General features: G+C 68.8%; 11 protein-coding genes and 1 pseudogene. 3 read left to right on the top strand and 9 right to left on the bottom strand.

The genetic code is table 11. The annotated features are described in order from the left end of the window. Positions 1–66: 66 nt before the first annotated feature. Positions 67–1,839: an alpha/beta hydrolase gene (locus ABD817_RS34690; RefSeq protein ID WP_344922603.1), complete on the bottom strand. Its 1,773-nt coding sequence runs from the start codon at positions 1,837–1,839 to the stop codon at positions 67–69. Positions 1,840–2,451: 612 nt separating this feature from the next. Here ABD817_RS34690 and ABD817_RS34685 point away from each other — a divergent pair. After that, positions 2,452–2,592, top strand: a complete 141-nt coding sequence (locus ABD817_RS34685) for a hypothetical protein (RefSeq protein ID WP_344922601.1) — start codon at positions 2,452–2,454, stop codon at positions 2,590–2,592. A gap of 209 nt (positions 2,593–2,801) precedes the next feature. Here the strand turns inward: ABD817_RS34685 and ABD817_RS34680 are convergent, their stop codons facing one another. The 6 genes and pseudogenes from ABD817_RS34680 to ABD817_RS34655 form a co-directional block, all read right to left on the bottom strand. Next, positions 2,802–4,133 carry a TIGR02679 family protein gene (locus ABD817_RS34680; protein ID WP_344922599.1) on the bottom strand — a complete coding sequence of 444 codons (1,332 nt, stop codon included), beginning with the start codon at positions 4,131–4,133 and terminating at the stop codon, positions 2,802–2,804. Beyond that, positions 4,130–8,347: a TIGR02680 family protein gene (locus tag ABD817_RS34675; RefSeq protein WP_344922597.1), complete on the bottom strand. Its 4,218-nt coding sequence runs from the start codon at positions 8,345–8,347 to the stop codon at positions 4,130–4,132. Before ABD817_RS34675 ends, ABD817_RS34680 begins: the two co-directional genes overlap by 4 nt. Next, positions 8,344–9,585, bottom strand: coding sequence for a TIGR02678 family protein (locus tag ABD817_RS34670; RefSeq protein WP_344922595.1), 1,242 nt, complete (start codon positions 9,583–9,585; stop codon positions 8,344–8,346). The genes ABD817_RS34675 and ABD817_RS34670 overlap by 4 nt, the downstream gene beginning before the upstream one ends. Next, positions 9,582–11,123: a DUF2397 domain-containing protein gene (locus ABD817_RS34665; protein WP_344922594.1), complete on the bottom strand. Its 1,542-nt coding sequence runs from the start codon at positions 11,121–11,123 to the stop codon at positions 9,582–9,584. The genes ABD817_RS34670 and ABD817_RS34665 overlap by 4 nt, the downstream gene beginning before the upstream one ends. A 351-nt stretch (positions 11,124–11,474) precedes the next feature. Further along, a pseudogene (locus ABD817_RS34660) lies at positions 11,475–11,693 on the bottom strand (helix-turn-helix domain-containing protein); the annotation flags it as partial. 139 nt (positions 11,694–11,832) lie between these two features. Next, a complete protein-coding gene (locus tag ABD817_RS34655) occupies positions 11,833–12,339 on the bottom strand; it encodes a carboxymuconolactone decarboxylase family protein (RefSeq protein WP_344922593.1) in 507 nt (168 codons plus the stop codon). Positions 12,340–12,610: 271 nt separating this feature from the next. On the opposite strand from ABD817_RS34655, the gene sigJ reads away from it, so the two are divergent. Further along, positions 12,611–13,543 carry an RNA polymerase sigma factor SigJ gene (gene sigJ, locus ABD817_RS34650; RefSeq protein WP_344922591.1) on the top strand — a complete coding sequence of 311 codons (933 nt, stop codon included), beginning with the start codon at positions 12,611–12,613 and terminating at the stop codon, positions 13,541–13,543. Positions 13,544–13,790: 247 nt separating this feature from the next. Continuing rightward, positions 13,791–14,204, top strand: coding sequence for a hypothetical protein (locus ABD817_RS34645; protein WP_344922589.1), 414 nt, complete (start codon positions 13,791–13,793; stop codon positions 14,202–14,204). A 150-nt stretch (positions 14,205–14,354) separates the two neighbouring features. Here the strand turns inward: ABD817_RS34645 and ABD817_RS34640 are convergent, their stop codons facing one another. Then, positions 14,355–16,187 (bottom strand): protein kinase domain-containing protein, encoded by a 1,833-nt coding sequence (locus ABD817_RS34640; RefSeq protein WP_344922588.1) that lies wholly within the window; start codon positions 16,185–16,187, stop codon positions 14,355–14,357. 171 nt (positions 16,188–16,358) lie between these two features. After that, a complete protein-coding gene (locus tag ABD817_RS34635) occupies positions 16,359–17,720 on the bottom strand; it encodes an FAD-binding oxidoreductase (protein ID WP_344922586.1) in 1,362 nt (453 codons plus the stop codon). Positions 17,721–17,939 lie beyond the last annotated feature (219 nt).

Raw genomic sequence — 17,939 nt, 5'->3', positions numbered from 1 at the left:
ATAGCTCTTGCCGATCAATGCTTCGCGTGTTTTTTAGCTTGCCTGCCATGAGGGGACGCCTGTCATTTAGAGAAATGGTACGAACATTTTTTGAACATCATCGGATTTTCCAACGACGACACGGCTCATGTTACGGATGGAATCTGATCCTTCTATCCAGTAATCGGAGTGGCCGCCCTCCCCGGCGCGGAAGCGGGTGGCGCCGAATTTGGGGGAGTCCGGATCTCCACCGAACCGCCCAAGCTTGGCGACAGGATCATTGTCACTGGCCCCGACCCACACGTGATCCCTGCCCGCACCCAACTCGGCGGCTTGGGGAGTGCCGACGCCGGGGCTGCCGACGAACACCAGGTCGTCGGCGAACGTCCCGGGAGGGCGCAGCGTGGCGGCTTTGCCGGTGGTCAGCGAGCCGTAGCTATGGCCGACCATGGTCAGGCGAGCCGGTACGGCGAGGTCATGGGTGGCGTGCAGCCCGTCGGCGAAGGAGGCCAGTTCTTGGGCGCCCTTCTCGGCGGCCCCGTCCACGGCCACTGAATGGTCAGGGATGACCAATCCGATGTCGAGCTGGGGCGCGTCGTAACCGAGCCACGCGATCGAGGCCGTCCGTCTGCTGTGATCCAACCTGTCTGCCTCCGACCAGACGGCCAAAGCACGGTCGAAGTCGGCGGTGCCGTTCTCGACCTGGGTGGTGAATCCCGGCACATAGGTGGTGATGTTGTGTGCCCTGTCGGGGTCGCCGTATGACACCACCGCGCGGCCGTGGGCGTTCACCGCGTCGAAGGAGAGCAGCAACGCCGGGGGGAAGCCGTTCTGGCCGCCCTTGGCGAGGGCCGCTCTGACCTCCTGGACCCTCTTCAGCATGAGAGAGACCCGCTCGGCGGCTGCCTCCAGCCCTGCGCGTGCCTGGCCGGAGAACTCGGGCCGCCCGGCTTTCTCCTTGAGACCGGACAGCATTGTGGTCAGTCGCTTCTGCTCCTGGTCGAGGAAGGTCCGGTTGAGTCTGTCGCGGGTGGCCGAGGGCAGCCCGTTCAGTGAGCCGACCAGGCCCGGAGCCGCACCGGCCAGCTTCTTGGCGGTGGCCGGATCCAGTGTCTTCCACCAGGCGCTGACCCGCTGCGCCAGGCCGGCGTCTTTTCCCTCCCGCTGGAGTTTCAATATCCCCTCCAGGGCTTTGGCGTCACCGCCGCTCGCGCGGGAGAGCAGGTCCCTGGCCTTGTTCGGCGCGGTGTCGAACGCGCCGAACAGCCCGTACGCCGCCGCTCCCGCACCGATCGTGTCCATGCCGAGGAACGGCCCCTGCACGGGAAGCCCGTTCTCGGCGATCGGCGTTACGCGGGTGATGGTCTCCAGACGTTTTCGCAGATCTCTGGTCTGAGTCTCGGACCAGGCCCCGATGGAGCCGATCGCAGGCCCGGCGCCGGGGGCCACGCACAGCGTCGAGCAGGCGTTCTGCAGTTGGGATCCGGCTTCCATCAGCGGGCCGCCGGCCCGGTCGAGCTCTCTGATGAGGAGCTCCATCTGGCCGACGTCTATCCCTCTGAACCCCTCGGCACCCGCGCTCATGCTCGTCTGGAGCGGGGTGATCACGCGTAGCTGTGGAGGAGCGGTCCCGCCTTGGCGCACGATCAGCTCGGCGATCTCGTCCAGCGCCGTCTGGAACGCCTGCTGGAGCCGTACGCGGTGGGAGAACAGTTCTTTGGTGAAATAAGATGCTCCGCCACCCACCCAGGTATTGAGCTGCATCACCTGAGACGCTCTGTTCAGCGCGGGGGCGTTGGCTTGTGCGAGCTCGGCCACTCTACGATATGCCTCGATTGCGTATTTCGCGGTCGAAGTCATCTCAGAGGACGTCACCGGAGCATCTCATCATGAACACACTCGCTGGTCCATTCTTAATAAGCGGGCATCATTCTTGCCGCGGGCGATCTGCCGGATATCGGCGAACCGATATTCGGTCTCCGGTTCATCCGCCCCCTCGGCTCTCGTACGGCACCAGTACGCGCGGACCTGCACCATGGCCGCAGCCGCCACGCTGCGGGACGTGGAGGTTCGGCGACTTCGCCTGTCCACTGTTGCCTCCCGTGTGGGCGCCCGGATGGAGGCGCTCGTTGGCGAACTGTCCAACCCTCGTGATGCGGGGGCGAGGTGGTGTGCTGCCGTCATGCTCCAGAGGAGAAGAGCGACGAAGCCGCCAGAGCTGCGCTGCTTCGTGCACCGAGAACCGAGCCGGTGCGCGAGACTATCCGCACCATCGGCCTTGCAATCCAGGGAGAAGACCCATGCACGTGATCGAGATCCAGGAAGGCGAACTCGTCTCCGAGATCAGCCGGTCGGCGAAGGAGTTGGGTTCTGAACGGCGCCATCGTATCCTTGATCGGGGCCGCGGATTCATTCGCTGTCTCCACAATGCCCGCAAAAGATCCAACGGCGGATAATATCACTGAATACGCCATGACCGGCGAGATCGTCGATGGCAAGCCGCATGTTCATGTGGTCATGGGCGTCGAAGGTGATAGGGGAGTTACCGGACATTTGCACAGCGCCCAAATCGGCCACTGGTTCGCCCGTGTTTATGTGATGCCCGTCAGCTGAACTTGCCACTCCCCAGCCAGGGCCCCGGCGTTGATTCATTATGTCCCGCTTCTTCGGGTTGATCAAATGTTGTAGACGCGAAGGTGTCGTCTGCTTCGGCGGTGCGGATGCTCCGGCGTTCGGTGCGGTGGTGGCCACGATCACGCTCAACGGCGGTGGTGTCGCTCCGTTCGGCATCCGGGCAGCTCACCCCGCACCGGAACCGTCGCTCACGACGGGAGGGCCGATGGAGCCGCCTCGTGTGCGCGCAGATCGGTGAGCAAGGTCGATAACAACATCTCCTCATGGACGGCGGAGTTTCGGCGGCGCATCGCGTCCTCAAGGGCCGCGTCCCATGGCGTCGGGTTCGGCGAGCCGGTCAGAGCGAGCCTCGCGTCCGGCGGGAGGGCCGCCAGAGCATTCCGGTAGTCGTCGGCGCTCATCCGCCACGGCTTCAGGCCGGCCGCGAACATGCGGGCCGCGATCGCGACCCCGGGCCAGTCGAAGTCACCGTGATAGCGAACGATCACACCCGCGTCCACGAGCCGACGCAACGCCACCCAGCCCGCGACGGACGGATTGCCCGCCGGGCAGACAATGGGGGCGGCTACGCGTGCCCTCGCCGCCGCCTGCAGGACCTGCGGATTCTCGCACGCGAACACGTGCGTGCCGGGAGCGGCGAGCCGTGCATCCGCCGCCGCGCCGCGAAGTTCGTGCAGGGTCAGGTGGGTGACCAGCTTCATATCGGCGCGTTCCCGCATCATCGCCGACCAGGGATCGCTCCCCGGTGGCCGTAGGGACCAGACGAGGACGGTGCCCGACACCAGGTCGGTCGCGACTCCCAGCCGTGCCCACAGATCACGCCGTTCCTCGGCCGTCTCCGGTACGGCGACGCCGAACGAGGCGGCGGCCGCACGCAACACGAGCGAACCGGGAAGCCTGCCGTCGTCGAGGCCATGCGCGTCGCCGAGGCAGCGGCCGGCCAGCTCCGCGATCTCCCAGCCGGGATCTCGCGTGATGGGGCCGCCAAAGCCACCCGATCCCGAGAGTTCGGCGAGTACGGCTGCGAATTGGGTGACCGCCACGGCTGCGGTATCGATACCGGCCCGGGTCAGGAGTCCCGAGCGACGTATGCCTTCGATGAATGTCGGGGCCCAATGTGTCCGCACGGCTCCGGCGGTCGCCAGTGCGGCGTCCAGTTGTGCCCACACGTCGGCCCATGAGGCGTGCGCCTTCTCTTTGATCGCCGCTCGATCCACAAGACCGTCTCCGGTGAGCTGCGCGATGACCGTGACCAGGCCCGCGGCCGCCGCAGAGGATCGGAGGGCCTCATCGAGCGCGGTAAGGGAGACGCGGATCCGGCCTGCGGCGATGGGTTTGCCGAGCAGGCCGGATAGCCGGTCGGCGCCGTTCTCGTCGAGTGTCACGGTGACCGTTCCCGTCACGGCGAGCCTGCCGCGTTCCAGCTTGCCGCGTAGGGCCGTCCACAGGGGAGCGAGGCAGGCGTCGGCGAGGTAGCGTCGGGTGCGTTCCGGCAGTCGAGTCTCGGCGGGCGGGTTCACCGGGCGGGTCGCAGATGACGATTGTGGCCGTCCCAGTGGATGTGGGTGGTCACCGCGGCCGTACCCTCTCCGCGCCGGATCTCGTAGCAGTCCAGCGAGGGAACCTGCGGATAGAAGCCCCACAGTGCGTGGCCGGTCATCGCGAAGTCCAGATCGAGCCGGACGAGCAGGCCCATCAGTTCTCCGATCGTGCGGTTGTCGACCTTGGCGAAGGCGTCGTCGAGCAGGATGAGCCGGAGCGCACGGGCCGTGTCCGGTAGGCCGGACAGATAGGCGTCGGCCGCGGCGAACAACGTCACGTACGACACGAACCGGATCTCTCCCTGGCTCAGCTTGGCCCGTCGGCTGATCTTCCGCTCCCGTCCCTGCTCAGGGCCGGTGATGACGACCTCCATCTCATGCCACGACCGGTAGTCCAGCGCTGCTTTCAGATGGGTCGCGTATCCTGCAGTCGGATCCGTGGCGAACTCCTCGCTGACACGAGCGTTGAGCAGCTCGGTCAGCTCGTCCTCCTGCTCGGGGGAGCGTATGTCGCCGGCCGTGGCAACAAGCGCGCGGATCCTGGCGACGGTGGGGCCCGCGCCTTCGGCGAGGTTCCAGCGCAACGTGACCCCGATGCCGTGGCTGGTGCTGATGCCGGCCAGGCTCACGTTCATGGCTTTGATCAACTCCTTGGCCTGCTTGAGCCGCTGCCGGAGTTCCTCGGCGACGCCGCCGAGGATGAATTCGGTGAAGACGCGTCGTTCGCGGTCGCTCAGCGCCGACCGCCCCGCTTCGCACTGGTGGTGGAGATCGGCGGTGGCCTCCGGCAGGGAGCGCTGACCGGCCGCGTCGGCGATCGCCATCAGCCGGATGCCGTCCCGCACCGTGGGGATGACGTCGAAGCCACCGGCGAGTTCGCGTTCCACCGTCTGCTGGGCGCGGATCAGCGCGTTCTCGTCGGCGATCTGGCCACGCCTGTCCAGCGCGGCCATTACGACCCCGACGGCCGCCTCGACGTTCGGGGGATCGATGTGCGCCAGTGGGACGTGGAAATGAGGCTGCCCGGTCGCGGCCGCCGCCACTCCGGGAAGCGCAAGCCGAGCAAGGAGCCTCTTCGCCGCCTCGGTGAGCCGGGCACGCTCCCGCTGGGCCTCCTGCCGAGCCAACTGCGCCTGGGCTTCGGCCTTGCCCTTCTGCTCCGCAAGCGTGGCGACGCGCTTGCGGGTGGATTCCAGTTCACGACGGCACGCCGCCGCTCCCTCCTCGGCGGAGCGCAGATCGGCCCGTGCCTGCTCGGCCGTGGCACCCATGTTCTCCCTGATCGCGGCCAGCTCCGCGGCCTCCCCGTGCCATGTGCCCCACCGCTCGGCGGCGGCTACCTCGGCTTCGTGTCGTGGCCGCCGAGACTCCCGCGCTCCGGCCACGGCGTTCGCGTGCAGGCCGACACGGTGCCGCAGCTCCGCCAGTCTCTGTCCGGCTGTCCTGCACAGGCGTACGGCGTCCCGGAGCCCGTCCCGCACCGCGGAGAGCTCGTCAGTGGCGGTCGGCAGGTCGAATTCGGCACATGCCGCCCGGTGCGCGGCGAGGGCGGTGGTCCACTCCCGGCGGAGGTCGGCGGCGGCCCTGCGTGCTTCGTGACATATCGGCTCGACTCTCTTCACCCGCTGCCTCGCGGCGACCGTCAGCGTGTGGGCCGACCGGACCGACTCGCTTGTCGGCGCGGTGCGCAGGTGTGAGTCGAGCGCGTCGCGTTCGTCGTGCAGCGTCTGCCGCCGAAGGGCCCGGTTCTCGGCGGCATCGGCCAAAGTGGCGAGCGAGACGTCGATCTCGGTGAGCCGGGCGGCCCGGGTGGCGGCTCTGGCGGCCGCGCCGATATGCCGGGCCGTCGCCGTCCGGTGGCGACCGGTGAGGGGGCCGTTGCCCCAGGCACCCTCGGTGTCCACCCAGGTGGGGTGGCCCCGATCGCCCAGCGCGACGCGGTCGAGCACGTCGCGCACCAGTTCCGCTGGAAGCGCGGACGTGGTTTCGACGAGCAGCACGTCGCTCAACGGATTCACGGCCAGGGGGCCGGTGGCGCGAAGCAGGAGCCGGCCGTCCGGGGCGGCGAGACCGCCGTCCGTGATCGTGGCCGTCAGCAGGCCCGAGGCGAGCAGGGCGCCCTCAAGACCCGCGCGTTGCCCCTCGTCCAGCTGGGCGGCGAAGTCAACGGCACGCCACAACGGCACCTCGTCGCCGGACACCGGGCGCGTCCAGTGCGGCGGGGGCGGATCCGGATCGCGCGCGGCGAGCAACCCCTTCCGCTCGTCCTCCAGTACCTGCCGTCGTTCCCTGCCCGCCCGGTCCTCGGAGTCGAGCATGGCGAGGGCGCGGGAGAGCCGGTCGTGAACCGCGTCGGCAGCCGGCCTCACCACGTGGTCGAGCGCGGCGAGCAGATCCATCGTGTCGTCGCCGACGAGCGCGCCGATGTCGTCGAGTACCGGTCGGAGAGCGGTCGCGGTCCAATCGACGCCGTTCAGCAACGTCCGGGTCGGCTCACCTGTTATCCAGGCCGTCCAGTCGCGCGCGAGAGCGAGTGCGGCGGCGTCTCTGGCCCTTTCCTCCCCATCCGCCTCCGTCACGGCGTCGGTCAGCCGCTGTTCGGCCTCGGAGGCTTTCCTGTCGGCCGATTCCACATCGCGTGCCTGTTCGTCGAGGCGGCGCGCCTGCTCCAGGCGCGTGCTCGCGTGCGCGCCACGTTGTGTCGCCGTGTGGGAGACCCGGTTCACCTGGTCAACGGCGTCGTCCAGGTTCGAGGGGGTCGTCTCCAGACGTGCCGGGACCGGGCGGGTGAGTGGCTCGGGCTCGGCGTGCAGAGCGAGTCTGACCATTTCCGTGGCGCCCGCTTCGCTGTTGACCATGACGCAGGCGACACCCGGCATGGTGGCGCGTACGCCGGCGCCCAGCAACGGATCCCGCGTCTCCGCGATGGCCTCCGCGGCGATGCGGGCCGCCTCGACGGCCTCGCGGGCACGCTCGTCGGCTCCCGCCACCTTGCCCGCCTCGTCGATCCGGGCGGCGATCGCCATCCGGATCGCCAACTCGGCGGTACTCCCGAGCGCCTGGACCCTGCGCTCCCGCTCGTCGAGATCGCGGACGGCGCCGTACGCCTTCGAGGCGCGGATGCCCTCGGCGCTCCTGCGTAGTTCCTCCTCGTCGGTCGCCAGCTCCGTCGTCTTGGCCTCGGCCCGCATGTGCTGGTCGGCCAACCGTACATGCTCGTCGTGCAGCTCTCCGGCACGTCGTTGGGCTTTCCGGACGGCGGTGACGGCTGCCTGGGCGGCCTCGGCGGTCTCGCCCAGGACACCCACGGCGTACCGTCGATAGATGTCGAGGAATCCGGAGACCACCCGGTGCGCCGTCTCCAGTCTCTGCTGAGCGGCGCGCGTCTCGGAGAGACCGTCGAGCTGCTCGCCCGCTCGCGACAGTGCGGCCTCACTGGGCGGGGGCAGCGCGTCGGCCAGGATCTGCGGCAGCCTGCCCTCGTCGATTCGATTACCGACATCCGGAGCCCGAAGCGTCCGTAGCAACTGGAGCAGACCGGCGAAACGCTCCTTGCCCGACTCGCCCGTCAACCCGAAGACCGTGGCGCGGACGCGTTCACGGTGGACATCCGGTGAGTCGGCGATGCGATCCGCGCCTATCGCCTCGGCCAGCCCGTCACGCGACAGCGGGGTGCGGTCGTCACCGAGCAGGACCAGGTCGTGTCCGACTCGACGCGGTGTGGTGAAATACCACGCTTTCGCCTCGCCGGTGGATTTCGCGAACCGGACCAGCGCGCCCAGCGTGATGTACTCCGGCTCTATTACCCCGTCTGAGGTTTCTCCGCCGTCCCCGTGGCGGATGAGTTCCAGCCAGAGATAGCCAAGCCGGTTGGGCTGCTCCTGCCCACCGGCGCGCATCAGGTCTTCGAGGCGCACGCGACCCGATCCGGTCGCGTCCATCCTGCGGCGGTCACCGTCGAGGAGGAAGGGCAGGAGCATTTCCAGGGCCCTGGACTTTCCCGAACCGTTGGTGCCTCGCAGCACCAGGCGTCCGCCGGAGAAGGCGAATTCGGTCTCGTAGTAGTGCCAGACGTTGATCATTCCTGCTCGATGCAGGCGCCACCGATGCGGATGGTGTTGTGGCGGAGTCTGCTCGACGCCGGAGGACCCGTCGATCACGGACATCGGACTCGTACGATCCATGGTGGTCATGCCGTCTCTCCGGTCTCGTCCGTGAACAACGGGTCCTGCATCTCCTGCGGATCGGCGCCGAGCCGTCGCTTGGCGCGTGTCGTGGCCGAGACGTCTCGCACGCTGGGCCGGTAACGGGCGGCAGCCGGATGAACGACCACTCCCTCGGTCACGACGGTGGCCAGGCCCACGGATGCCAACAGGTGAACGACCTCGTCCCGGAAGCGGGCCGGATCGTTCACGACGTCGCTCCGCCACGCTTTGGCGTGGCGGAGCGCGAGATCGCCCAGTTTGTCGTCGACGACCTGCCACGGCGCGAGCACGCCCGTCACGGCCCGGCCATCAAGGATCACCTGTCCGGTGGCCTTCGGTTCGAGAACCTCGATGAGCGCATCAAGGAGAAGCAGTGCGGCTTGCCGCACGGTGCCCGTGCCGGGAAAGGCGACATCGGTGAGTCGTTCGTCGGCGTCGTACGCGAGGGCGCCCTCCGCTCTGACTTCGAGACCCAGACCGAAGCTCTCCTCCAGGATACGAGTGAGCTCGGTGCGCTCCCTGCTCAGCACGTCGCGTTCCGCCTCACTGAGGTCCCCGCGGTGCACCACCGGGTTCTCCACCAGCTTGCGACGGAGGGAACGACGGGGTTGGTCGGGCACGTTCGGATCGTCAGCCCACAGGAGTTCGGGGCGCGCGAGCGGGTACAGGGGGCGCGCGACCAGGTGCGGCAGCAGGCTCCGGTTGACGGTCAGCAGTGCTTCCTCGCGGCGCTCACCCCATGCCACCACACTTCCGTCCGTCTCCGTCAGCACACCCCAGGCGAGTAGGAAGTCGATCGCGGCGACGAGGTCACGTCGTTCGGCGAGCGTGTCGTCGATCGTGATGCCCGTGGTGGCGGCGTCCGCTCGAATCTGCTCCACGAGCTGCGACACCAGGACCTGTTCCCCTACGTCCGACGCCAGCAGACCGGCACAGACCAGGGCGAGGTAGGCGTACGCCCGTGGCGTGAACTCACCGCCAGAGGGGCGGCGAGCGGGACGGACCGGGGCGTCGGGTGACAGCGGCGTCTTGACCAGGCGGGCGAAACCGGTCTCGACCACCAGGGCATAGCCCAGCAACCTGGCGAAGGTCGACTTGAGCGCGCCGGAGTGTTTGCGTACAAGAGCGAGCTGTTCGGAATGCCGATGCGCGGTGAGCACAGGGTCGGCGAGAAGAGCACGGGCTGCGATGCGCCGCTCGTCGGCGTCATGGGCTGCGATCGTCATCCCTCGGTTCCCGTCTGGTCGTCATCGGCCAAGGCGACGTCGGCGAGCGGGGCGACGCTCAGGCCCAAGCCGTGAACGGTGAGCCGGCCGTCATCGGAGTACACGCGGGTCACGCCTCCCGGGCGGGGCACGACGACCAAGACCAGGTCCAGTTCTGAGTCCATGGACACGGCAGGACCGGTCAGATCCGGTGTGACGGCCAGCAGATCGGAGAGCTTGTCCAGTAACAGCTCGCAGGCCGCACGAGTGATCCTGGCCTCACTTAGGTCTCCCACGGCGATGAGCTCAGCCGCCGCCCCGGCCTTGCGGGCGACCTCCTCGTCCGCTTCCGCCAGCAGCCGCTCGTAATCGAGACCCGGGTCGGGAACGCGCGCCGTGCGCCCTCGTGCCGTGCGATCACCGCGCTCCCGCAGTGATACCGGTACGTCGACAGGGCCGGCGTCCCACCACGAGGTACCCGCCGTAGCCCGGCCACCTACCTCGTCAGGGCCCATAAGCAGGTGCCGGGAAGGATAAGCGCCGAACGCCGCCGCGAAGATGCGGTGCGCCTCCTCGGTGCCGGCCTCGGCGAACCACGTCGCGAGACGAAGGAGATCGGCGCGCCTGGACACTCCGGTGCCCGCGGCGGCCAGCATACGCTTCGCGTTCGCGAGGAGCTGGCCGAGCGCCTGCTCCGCTGCCGCACGCAGCTGAGAAGGCCCCGAGCGGCCGTCCTCGCCATACCACGCGGCAAGCTCGACCCACTCGGCGGCAGTCCGGCCGGGCGAACGCTCGGCCGGACTGCCATCAGGGCCGGTCAGTCCAGGAAGTGCGGCGAGCACCGCGAGAAGCCGGTCAAGATCGGGAAGTATTCTGTCCAGCCGGTCGGCGACCGCGGGCGCGTGCCGGGCGACATCGGCTGATATGAGATCGACGTATTCGAGGAGCAAGGTCTTGAACGCCGCGTACTCGGCTCCCGCCAGGTCATATCGGGACATGACTTGATGAAGGTAAGCGTAGAAATCTCGCACGCTTTCGGTGAAAAATCGCTGGTTGTTGAAGACGGTGGTCACATCGGCGGCCAGCGCTTCGGCGTCCATCTGCCGCTTGTCCGAAAGCCTCGCCAGGATGTGGTCGAGGATCTCGGCTGTGCCGCCGAGCAGCTCACGGGCCACCTCACGCGCGCCGTCGGTCGCGGAGAGCAGCTCCTCAACCTGCCGATGCACCTTGCCGCCGAGTTTTGAGACCTGGTATCGGGAACGGGAGCGCAGCCACTCCGAGACGGTCGCCACCCGGGCGTCGCGCACCGACCGGACCAGATTCCCCCATGACTCGAGTTGCTGGCATCGGTCTTCGACGTCGTCCGCCGACAGGGTGATTCCGGCTTCCCCTAGCAGTCCGGCGGCCTCCACGGCTGACAAATCCGTGAGCAACGTGTTGGTGAAGAGTCGCATCAGCGCTACGTACTCATAAGCGCGCTTGTCGGCGGTCGCGTACCGATAAAGGTTCAGTCGCGCTCGCGCTTTCGATGGAAAATCCTTTGTGTCATCCGGCTCCATGTCCCACCCACCTCGCGTCTGTGATCGGCACAAGTCGCCACTCGCCGAAGGATATACGTCTACGTTAGGTAAATCCTCCAAAACTTTTGAGTGGTCCGTCACCCGTAGTGAATTCGAAAATATTCTCGAAATGTGCACAGTGGGCGCCGCCCTGCAAAGCTGAAATCCATCGCGTAAATAAAGGTATTTTGCAGTGATTGCGGCCAGGGTGTATCAAATGGGGGTTTTGGTTTCTATCGTATAGATGGCATAATTTTAGGAATGACATTTTGTAATCTTCGGGTTGCAGTCGGTGGGACGGCCTGTCGCAGCCGTCGTCGAACCGCGCCGTGCCCGTCGTAAGGCCGCCGGTCAGCGGAAGGAGCGCCGGTAGCGGCCGGGGGTGGTGTTCAGTGCGTTGTGGAAGCGGCGGCGTAGGCTGACCGCCGAGGACAGGCCGACGCGCTGGGCGATCGTCTCCACCGGGAGGTCGGTCTTCTCCAGCAGGGCGCGGGTGCCGGCGATGCGTCGGTTGAGCAGCCAGCGGCTGGGGGAGATGCCGAGCCGCTCGGTGAAGTGGCGGCCGAGGGTGCGCGCCGAGACCTACCGCGCGATCCGGGCGGACACGATCGGCGACGACACGGAGGGCGGCTCGGCGCTGCTGATTCTCGGAGCCGGCTGGGCGCAGGGCGAGGCACGTTCGCGTGTCCTCCCTCTGAGCCCGTCTGCGTTACCTGCTGTAGTTCTCCCCGGGGTTCCTGCCGGGGATCGGCCTGCCGATGAGAGCGACGGGGATGAAGAAGCAGATCTGGCTGATCGCCAGGGTGAGCGTCCACAGCGCCTTGTCGTCGTAGTGGGCGGATGCCCTGGCGTACAGCTCGTCGGGGACGCGCTCTCCGAACGGGTTCGGGGAGAGCACGGCCTCCACGAGTTCCAGTGCGACGCGTTCGGCGTCGGTGAAGGAGGGGGCGTCCCGCCATGACGCCACGGCGGTGATGCGCTCCTCCGCCTCCTCGGCCTTGCGGAGATCGCCGGTTTGCCGGACGGTGTGATACGTGCTGCCGACGATCTGCCCGGCGCGAAGCTGCACCAGGCTGACGGTGACCCGCGGAATCGAACCGTTCAGGACCGCCTTGGACATGCCTCCGGCGATCCCCGCCATCTCGGGGAAGAACTGGATGGGGTCGGGCAGGCGTGACCGGAGACCGTCTTGCCCGGTGGACGTGGGAGTGGACATGGTGAGGGCTTCCCTTCCGAATCTCAGCGTATTTTGAGGCTTGCGACCCGGCGGGGCCGGTCCTCCATCACGAGGTGACCAGCCGGGGGTCACCCGTCGCGGTGCGGGCCACCGGCCGGGGTCGCCGGGCTTTCCCGCGTGGTGGACGGTGTCTCGGTAGTCCGACGAGACATCCGCCGGGAATGTGAGGCGACGCGCCGACCTCACGTTCGGGGGGTTTGTCTCGTCGGACTGGTGAGGGCAGACGCGACCGAGGAGAGCCGGCGACACGATGACCACCCAGTCCGACCAGTCCGAGCCGGACCTGAACGCGATCATGAGCGAGCGGCGCCAGCTGATCAATCTCGCCTACCGGCTCCTCGGCTCCCTGGCCGACGCCGAGGACGTCGTCCAGGAGACCTACGCCCGCTGGTACGCCATGTCCCGGGAGCAGCGGGACGCCATCGAGTCCCCCGGCGCCTGGCTGACGACCGTCGCCAGCCGCGTCTGCCTCGACCTGCTCGGCTCGGCACGGGCCCGGCGCGAACGCTACGTGGGCGAGTGGATCCCGGAGCCGCTGCCCGACCGTACCGAGTGGATCAGCGGGCGGCCGGGCGGCACCGCGGCCGACCCTGCCGACCGCATCACCCTGGACGAGTCGGTCAACATGGCCTTCCTCGTCGTGCTCGACGCGATGACCCCGGCCGAGCGCGTCGCGTTCGTCCTGCACGACGTCTTCCGCTACTCCTTCGCCGAGGTGGCCGAGATCGTCGGCCGTACACCGGGGGCCTGTCGCCAGCTGGCCTCCTCGGCGCGCCGCCGCATCCGCGCCGCACAGGCTCCCGCGACCCCGGCGGCCCGGCGCGCCGACATCGTCAGAGCCTTCAAACAGGCATGGGAGGCGAAGGACATCGACGCCCTCGTCGGCCTCCTCGACCCCGACGCCACGGGGATCGCCGACGGCGGTGGCCTGGCCAGCGCCGTGCTTCACCCGATCGAGGGCGGCGAGCAGATCGCGCGCTACGCCATCGACATCGTCGCCAGGGTGCCCGAGCTGACGATCCTGGAGCGTACGGTCAACGGTGAGCCCGGCCTGGTGGCCCAGCGGGACGGCGTCATCGTGGTGGTGATGGCGTTCGACGTCGCGGGCGACCGGATCAGGCACCTCTGGGCGGTGCGCAACCCCGAGAAGCTCCGGCCGTGGACGGTGGAGCCGCGGCGGTGAGACCGGCCGTCGAAGCGATCCAACCGTCATGATCGAGCCGGCCGTCTCCCGGTTCGGACGGGGTGGTCACCGTGTCGCCGGCTCCCGTGGTCGCGTTCGCCCTCACCAGGTCGGCGAGACACCGCACCGGGAGCCCGGCGCGTCGCCTCACATTCCCGGACGGTGTCTCGTCGGACTACCGAGACACCGTCCGGCACACGGATCGTCGCCGTCCTCACCCCGTCTCGCAGCCGTCAAGGAGTCACCCGTGTTGTTGCGTGTCGCGATCATCCTGCAAACCCTCGCCCTCTTCGCCGCGCCGATCACCGCCGGACTGCTGTTGTCCTCACCCGGCGGACGGACACTGCACAGCGTTTCTGCGTACGGGGTGTTCACCGTGGCGGTCTCGCACCTGGTCGTCGCGATCCTGGTGTGGCGGCCGGGCGGCGGCTCGCCCAGGCCCATCCTGTACGCGGCCGGGTTCCTGGCGCTCACGCTGGCACAGGTGGCGCTGGGCATCGCGCGGGTGAAGACCCTGCACGTCCCCCTGGGCGTGCTGATGTTCGGCATGAGCGTCCTTCAGCTCAGCCGGGTCCTGGCCGACCGCCGTCCTCACGTGGCCGCCGCGGGCCGGAGGGGTGGCGCCGGTCGCGCGGCACCCGCCCATCTTGATCACCTATGAACTGGCCGCGCCGACGGCACACCCGTCGTGATCAAGCATTCTCGACCCCCGGCTCATCCGCCGCCGTTTCGTCAAGCCGCGAAAGACCCCCGCCGTTTCGTCAGGCCGTGAAAGACAACGACGAGCTGAAGCGCGCGACATTCCCCGCACTCAGCCGCAGTGGCTCCAGCCGCTCTTCCACGACAGGGAGCCGTGCGAGCCACCCCAGATCACACACTTCTTGGCGGCGGGGAGCCGTACCGGGCCCGCGTAGACGGTGAAGTTGCCGGGGTTGCTCCCGCTGGAGCCGCCTTTCACCTGGAGGATCGCGTTCATCGCGATCTTGGAGGGGAACACGTACCGCGACATGGTGACGACGCAGTTCTTGCCCTCGCCGGTGTTGTAGAGAAGGTAGACGGTCGCCGCGCTGCCCAGGGCCCTGGAGTCGACCACCTTGTAACCGCTTCCGCAGACGCCTGTCGCCGTGTAGGGGTTGGGCTTCTGGGGCGGCTTGACGGTGGGTTTGGCGGTGGGTTTGACGGTGGGCTTCACCGTCGGTTTCGCCGTGGTGGGCCTGGACGTCGGCTTCGGGGACGAGGAGGGCTTGGGGGTGGTGCTCGGCCGGGTGGAGGCCGTCGGCTTCGCGGGCCGGGTGGGCCGGGCGGTGGTGACCGTCGGCTCGGGAGTCTGCGAGGGGGGCCTGCTGGGCTTCCGCGTCGGCTTCGCCGTGGCGGAGGCAGCATCCCCGTTCGGGCGGGAGGGCGGCTGCTCGGTGCGCCAGGACGGGCGGGACGTGATCGCGGAGGCCACCTCGGTGTCCTCCGCCCGCTCGGAGGTCGTTTCCGAGGGCTCGGGAGACTCCTCCAGGGCGTCGGGGACGGGCGTCGGCTCCGGCTCCGCGACCTTCGACACGGCGGGGGCCGCCGCCGCGGCCTTCTCGTCGCCCTGGAGAAGCACCACGGCTCCGGCGGCCATGCCGAGCGCGGCCACGACCGCCACCCCGGCGAGCAGGAGTCCCACCGGCCGGGGAGCCTTCGGCTCGCCAGGCCCCTGACCGCTCTGCCCCGGTCCGCCCTGTACGCCGTGTCGTGTGGCCGTCCCGGCCCCGGGTACGGTCGCGTGTCCGATGCCAGTACCAGTGCCAGGCACGGCGCCGGGGGCGTGGGAGGGAGCGGCCGGGCGGGGGACCGGGGTGGTCGGGCCCGCGCCCATCAGGTGGCTGACGAGCTGTTCGGCGGTGGGGCGCAGGAGCGGGTCCTTGGACAGGCAGGCCGCGATCAGGTCGCGCAGCGGCCCCTCCAGCGTGCCCATCTCCGGCTGCGCGTTCAGGATCCGGTTGATCACGACGGCGATGGAGTCCTGGCCGAACGCGGGCGTACCGGTCGCGGCGAAGACCATCGTGACGCCCCAGGCGAACACGTCGGCCGCGGGCGTCACCTCGCCGGGACCGAGCTGCTCGGGCGCGAGGTAGGAGGGGGTGCCCATCGCCACCCCGGTCGCCGTCATCCCCGGCGAGTCCAGCGCCCTGGCGATGCCGAAGTCGATCACCACCGGGCCCTCGGGGCCCATCAGCACGTTGGCGGGCTTGAAGTCGCGGTGCAGGATGCCCGCGCGGTGGATCGCCGACAGCGCGGTGGCGGTACTGACGGCGAGACGCTCCAGGGAGGCGCCGCGCCGGGGCCCCTCCCGGTCGACCAGCAGGCGCAGGGACGGTCCCGGGACGTACTCGCTCACGATGTACGGGCGGCTGCCGGCGAGGTCGGCGTGGAGCACGGCCGCGGTGCAGAACCTGGCCACCCGCTGCGCGACCGACACCTCGCGCAGGAAGCGGGCCCTGGCCTCGGGATCACCGGCCAGCCCGTGGTGCAGCAGCTTGACGGCGACCTGCTCGCCCCCGGGCCCCCGCCCGAGGTAGACGATCCCCTGACCACCCTCGCCGAGCCGTCCGATCAGTTCGAACGAGCCCAGTCGCGGTGGATCCTCCTCGGTGAGCGGCTCTGTCACGATATTCCCCCGGAACAAACCCAAAAATGGTTTATATGGGGAAGAACGCTACCAGCGCGAACGGTGGTGGAGATTCACTCCGGAAGTCCCGTGGCGGCGGGGAAGCCGCCCAAGGCGGAAACCGTCCCAAGAAGAACCCCCTCAAAGGGGACCCCAAAACGGAGAGCCCGCTCAGATGGCCTTGCCGGGGTTGAGGATGCCGAGCGGGTCGAAGACCCGCTTGATCCCGTGGTGGATCTCCTCGGTGACCGGACCGGTCTCCAGCGCCAGCCAGCGCCGTTTCAGCAGGCCGACACCGTGCTCACCGGTGAGCGTGCCCCCCACCTCCAGGGTCTCCCTGAAGAGATCGTCGGCCGCCGCCCACACCCGCGGCGGCGGTTCGGTCAGGGCGTGGTCGAAGATGAAGACCGGGTGCAGGTTGCCGTCGCCCGCGTGGGCGACCGTGGTGATCAGCACGTCGTGTTTGACGGCGATCGCCTCGATCTTCTCGATCATGTGCGGCAGCAGGGAACGCGGCACGCACACGTCCTCCACCAGGCACTTGCCCAGCCGCTCCTTGGCCTGGTAGGCCATCCGCCGGACCCCGATCAGCTCCTCGGCCTCCTGCGCCGACGACGACACCGCCACGAAGGCCGCGCCGTTGGCGGTGCAGAGCTCGGCCATGCGCTCGGAGACCGCCGGGCCGTCCACCGCGTCCGACTGCGCGATCAGCATCGCCCGGGTCGACTCCTCCAGCCCGATGTTCCGCCAGTCGTCGATGGCCTTGAGCGTGTTGCGGTCGAGCATCTCCATCAGCGACGGCTGGCATCCGGCCGCGATGATCGCCGAGACGGCGGCGGCGGCGTCCCGCAGGGAGGTGAACTCGGCCGCGATCGTCGCCGGGTAGACCGACGGGGCCCTGCGCAGCCGTACCGTCGCCGCGGTGATGACCCCGAGCGTCCCCTCGGAGCCGACGAACAGCCCGGTCAGGTCGTACCCCGTCACGCCCTTCACGGTGCGCCTGCCGGTGTTGATCACCCGCCCGTCCGCGAGCACGACCTCCAGGCCCATCGCCGAGTCGCGGGTCACGCCGTACTTCACGCACCGCAGCCCGCCCGCGTTGGTGGCGAGGTTGCCGCCGATGGTGGAGATCTCGTACGAGGAGGGGTCGGGGGCGTACATCAGCCCGTGCTCGCGGGCGGCCCGGTCGAGGTCGGCGGTGATGACGCCCGGCTCGACCACGGCCGTCTCGTCGGCGGGGGAGAGCTCCCTGATGGCCGCCATTTTGTGCAGCGCCAGCACGACGCATCCCTCGACGGCGGTCGCCCCGCCCGCCAGGCCGGTCCCGGCTCCCCTGGGCACCACGGGCACCCGGTGCTCGGTGGCCCATCGCATCACGGCGACCACGTCGTCCCTGGTGTGCGCCAGCACCACGGCCGCCGGTCTGCCCGGCTCCAGGAAGGTCCGGTCCCGTGCGTAGGAGTCGGTCACGTCGGGGTCGGTCAGCACCTTCTCCGGTGCGAGCGCGGCGACGAGTTCGGGGATAGCGGTCACACCTTGGACTGTACGGCCTGCCCCGCCGTGCCCTCTCCGGACAACCGATACGCCCTCTTCGGACAAACGGTGCTTTATTGCAGTTTCGCAACATCATTTGGTCTCTTGACTCTGACTTTACCTTCTCGTCTAACGTCCCGGTTCGGCACGCTCATACGGCGTGCCGGAGATGGACGCGTCCGGCCACCCCGGGCGCAGGGAAGGGGACACGTTGTCCGG

Origin of the sequence: Streptosporangium oxazolinicum (assembly GCF_039537505.1) — a bacterium.
GTDB classification, from domain to species: domain Bacteria; phylum Actinomycetota; class Actinomycetes; order Streptosporangiales; family Streptosporangiaceae; genus Streptosporangium; species Streptosporangium oxazolinicum.
Note: the sequence above shows the minus strand (reverse complement) of the source record. Positions and strands in the feature narration are given on the sequence as shown.

Coding starts and splice junctions, on each gene's coding strand:
- ABD817_RS34690 (WP_344922603.1), bottom strand. CDS start 1,839: ATGACTTCGACCGCGAAATACGCAATCGAGGCATATCGTAGAGTGGCC.
- ABD817_RS34685 (WP_344922601.1), top strand. CDS start 2,452: ATGACCGGCGAGATCGTCGATGGCAAGCCGCATGTTCATGTGGTCATG.
- ABD817_RS34670 (WP_344922595.1), bottom strand. CDS start 9,585: ATGACGATCGCAGCCCATGACGCCGACGAGCGGCGCATCGCAGCCCGT.
- ABD817_RS34655 (WP_344922593.1), bottom strand. CDS start 12,339: ATGTCCACTCCCACGTCCACCGGGCAAGACGGTCTCCGGTCACGCCTG.
- ABD817_RS34665 (WP_344922594.1), bottom strand. CDS start 11,123: ATGGAGCCGGATGACACAAAGGATTTTCCATCGAAAGCGCGAGCGCGA.
- ABD817_RS34675 (WP_344922597.1), bottom strand. CDS start 8,347: ATGACCACCATGGATCGTACGAGTCCGATGTCCGTGATCGACGGGTCC.
- sigJ (WP_344922591.1), top strand. CDS start 12,611: ATGACCACCCAGTCCGACCAGTCCGAGCCGGACCTGAACGCGATCATG.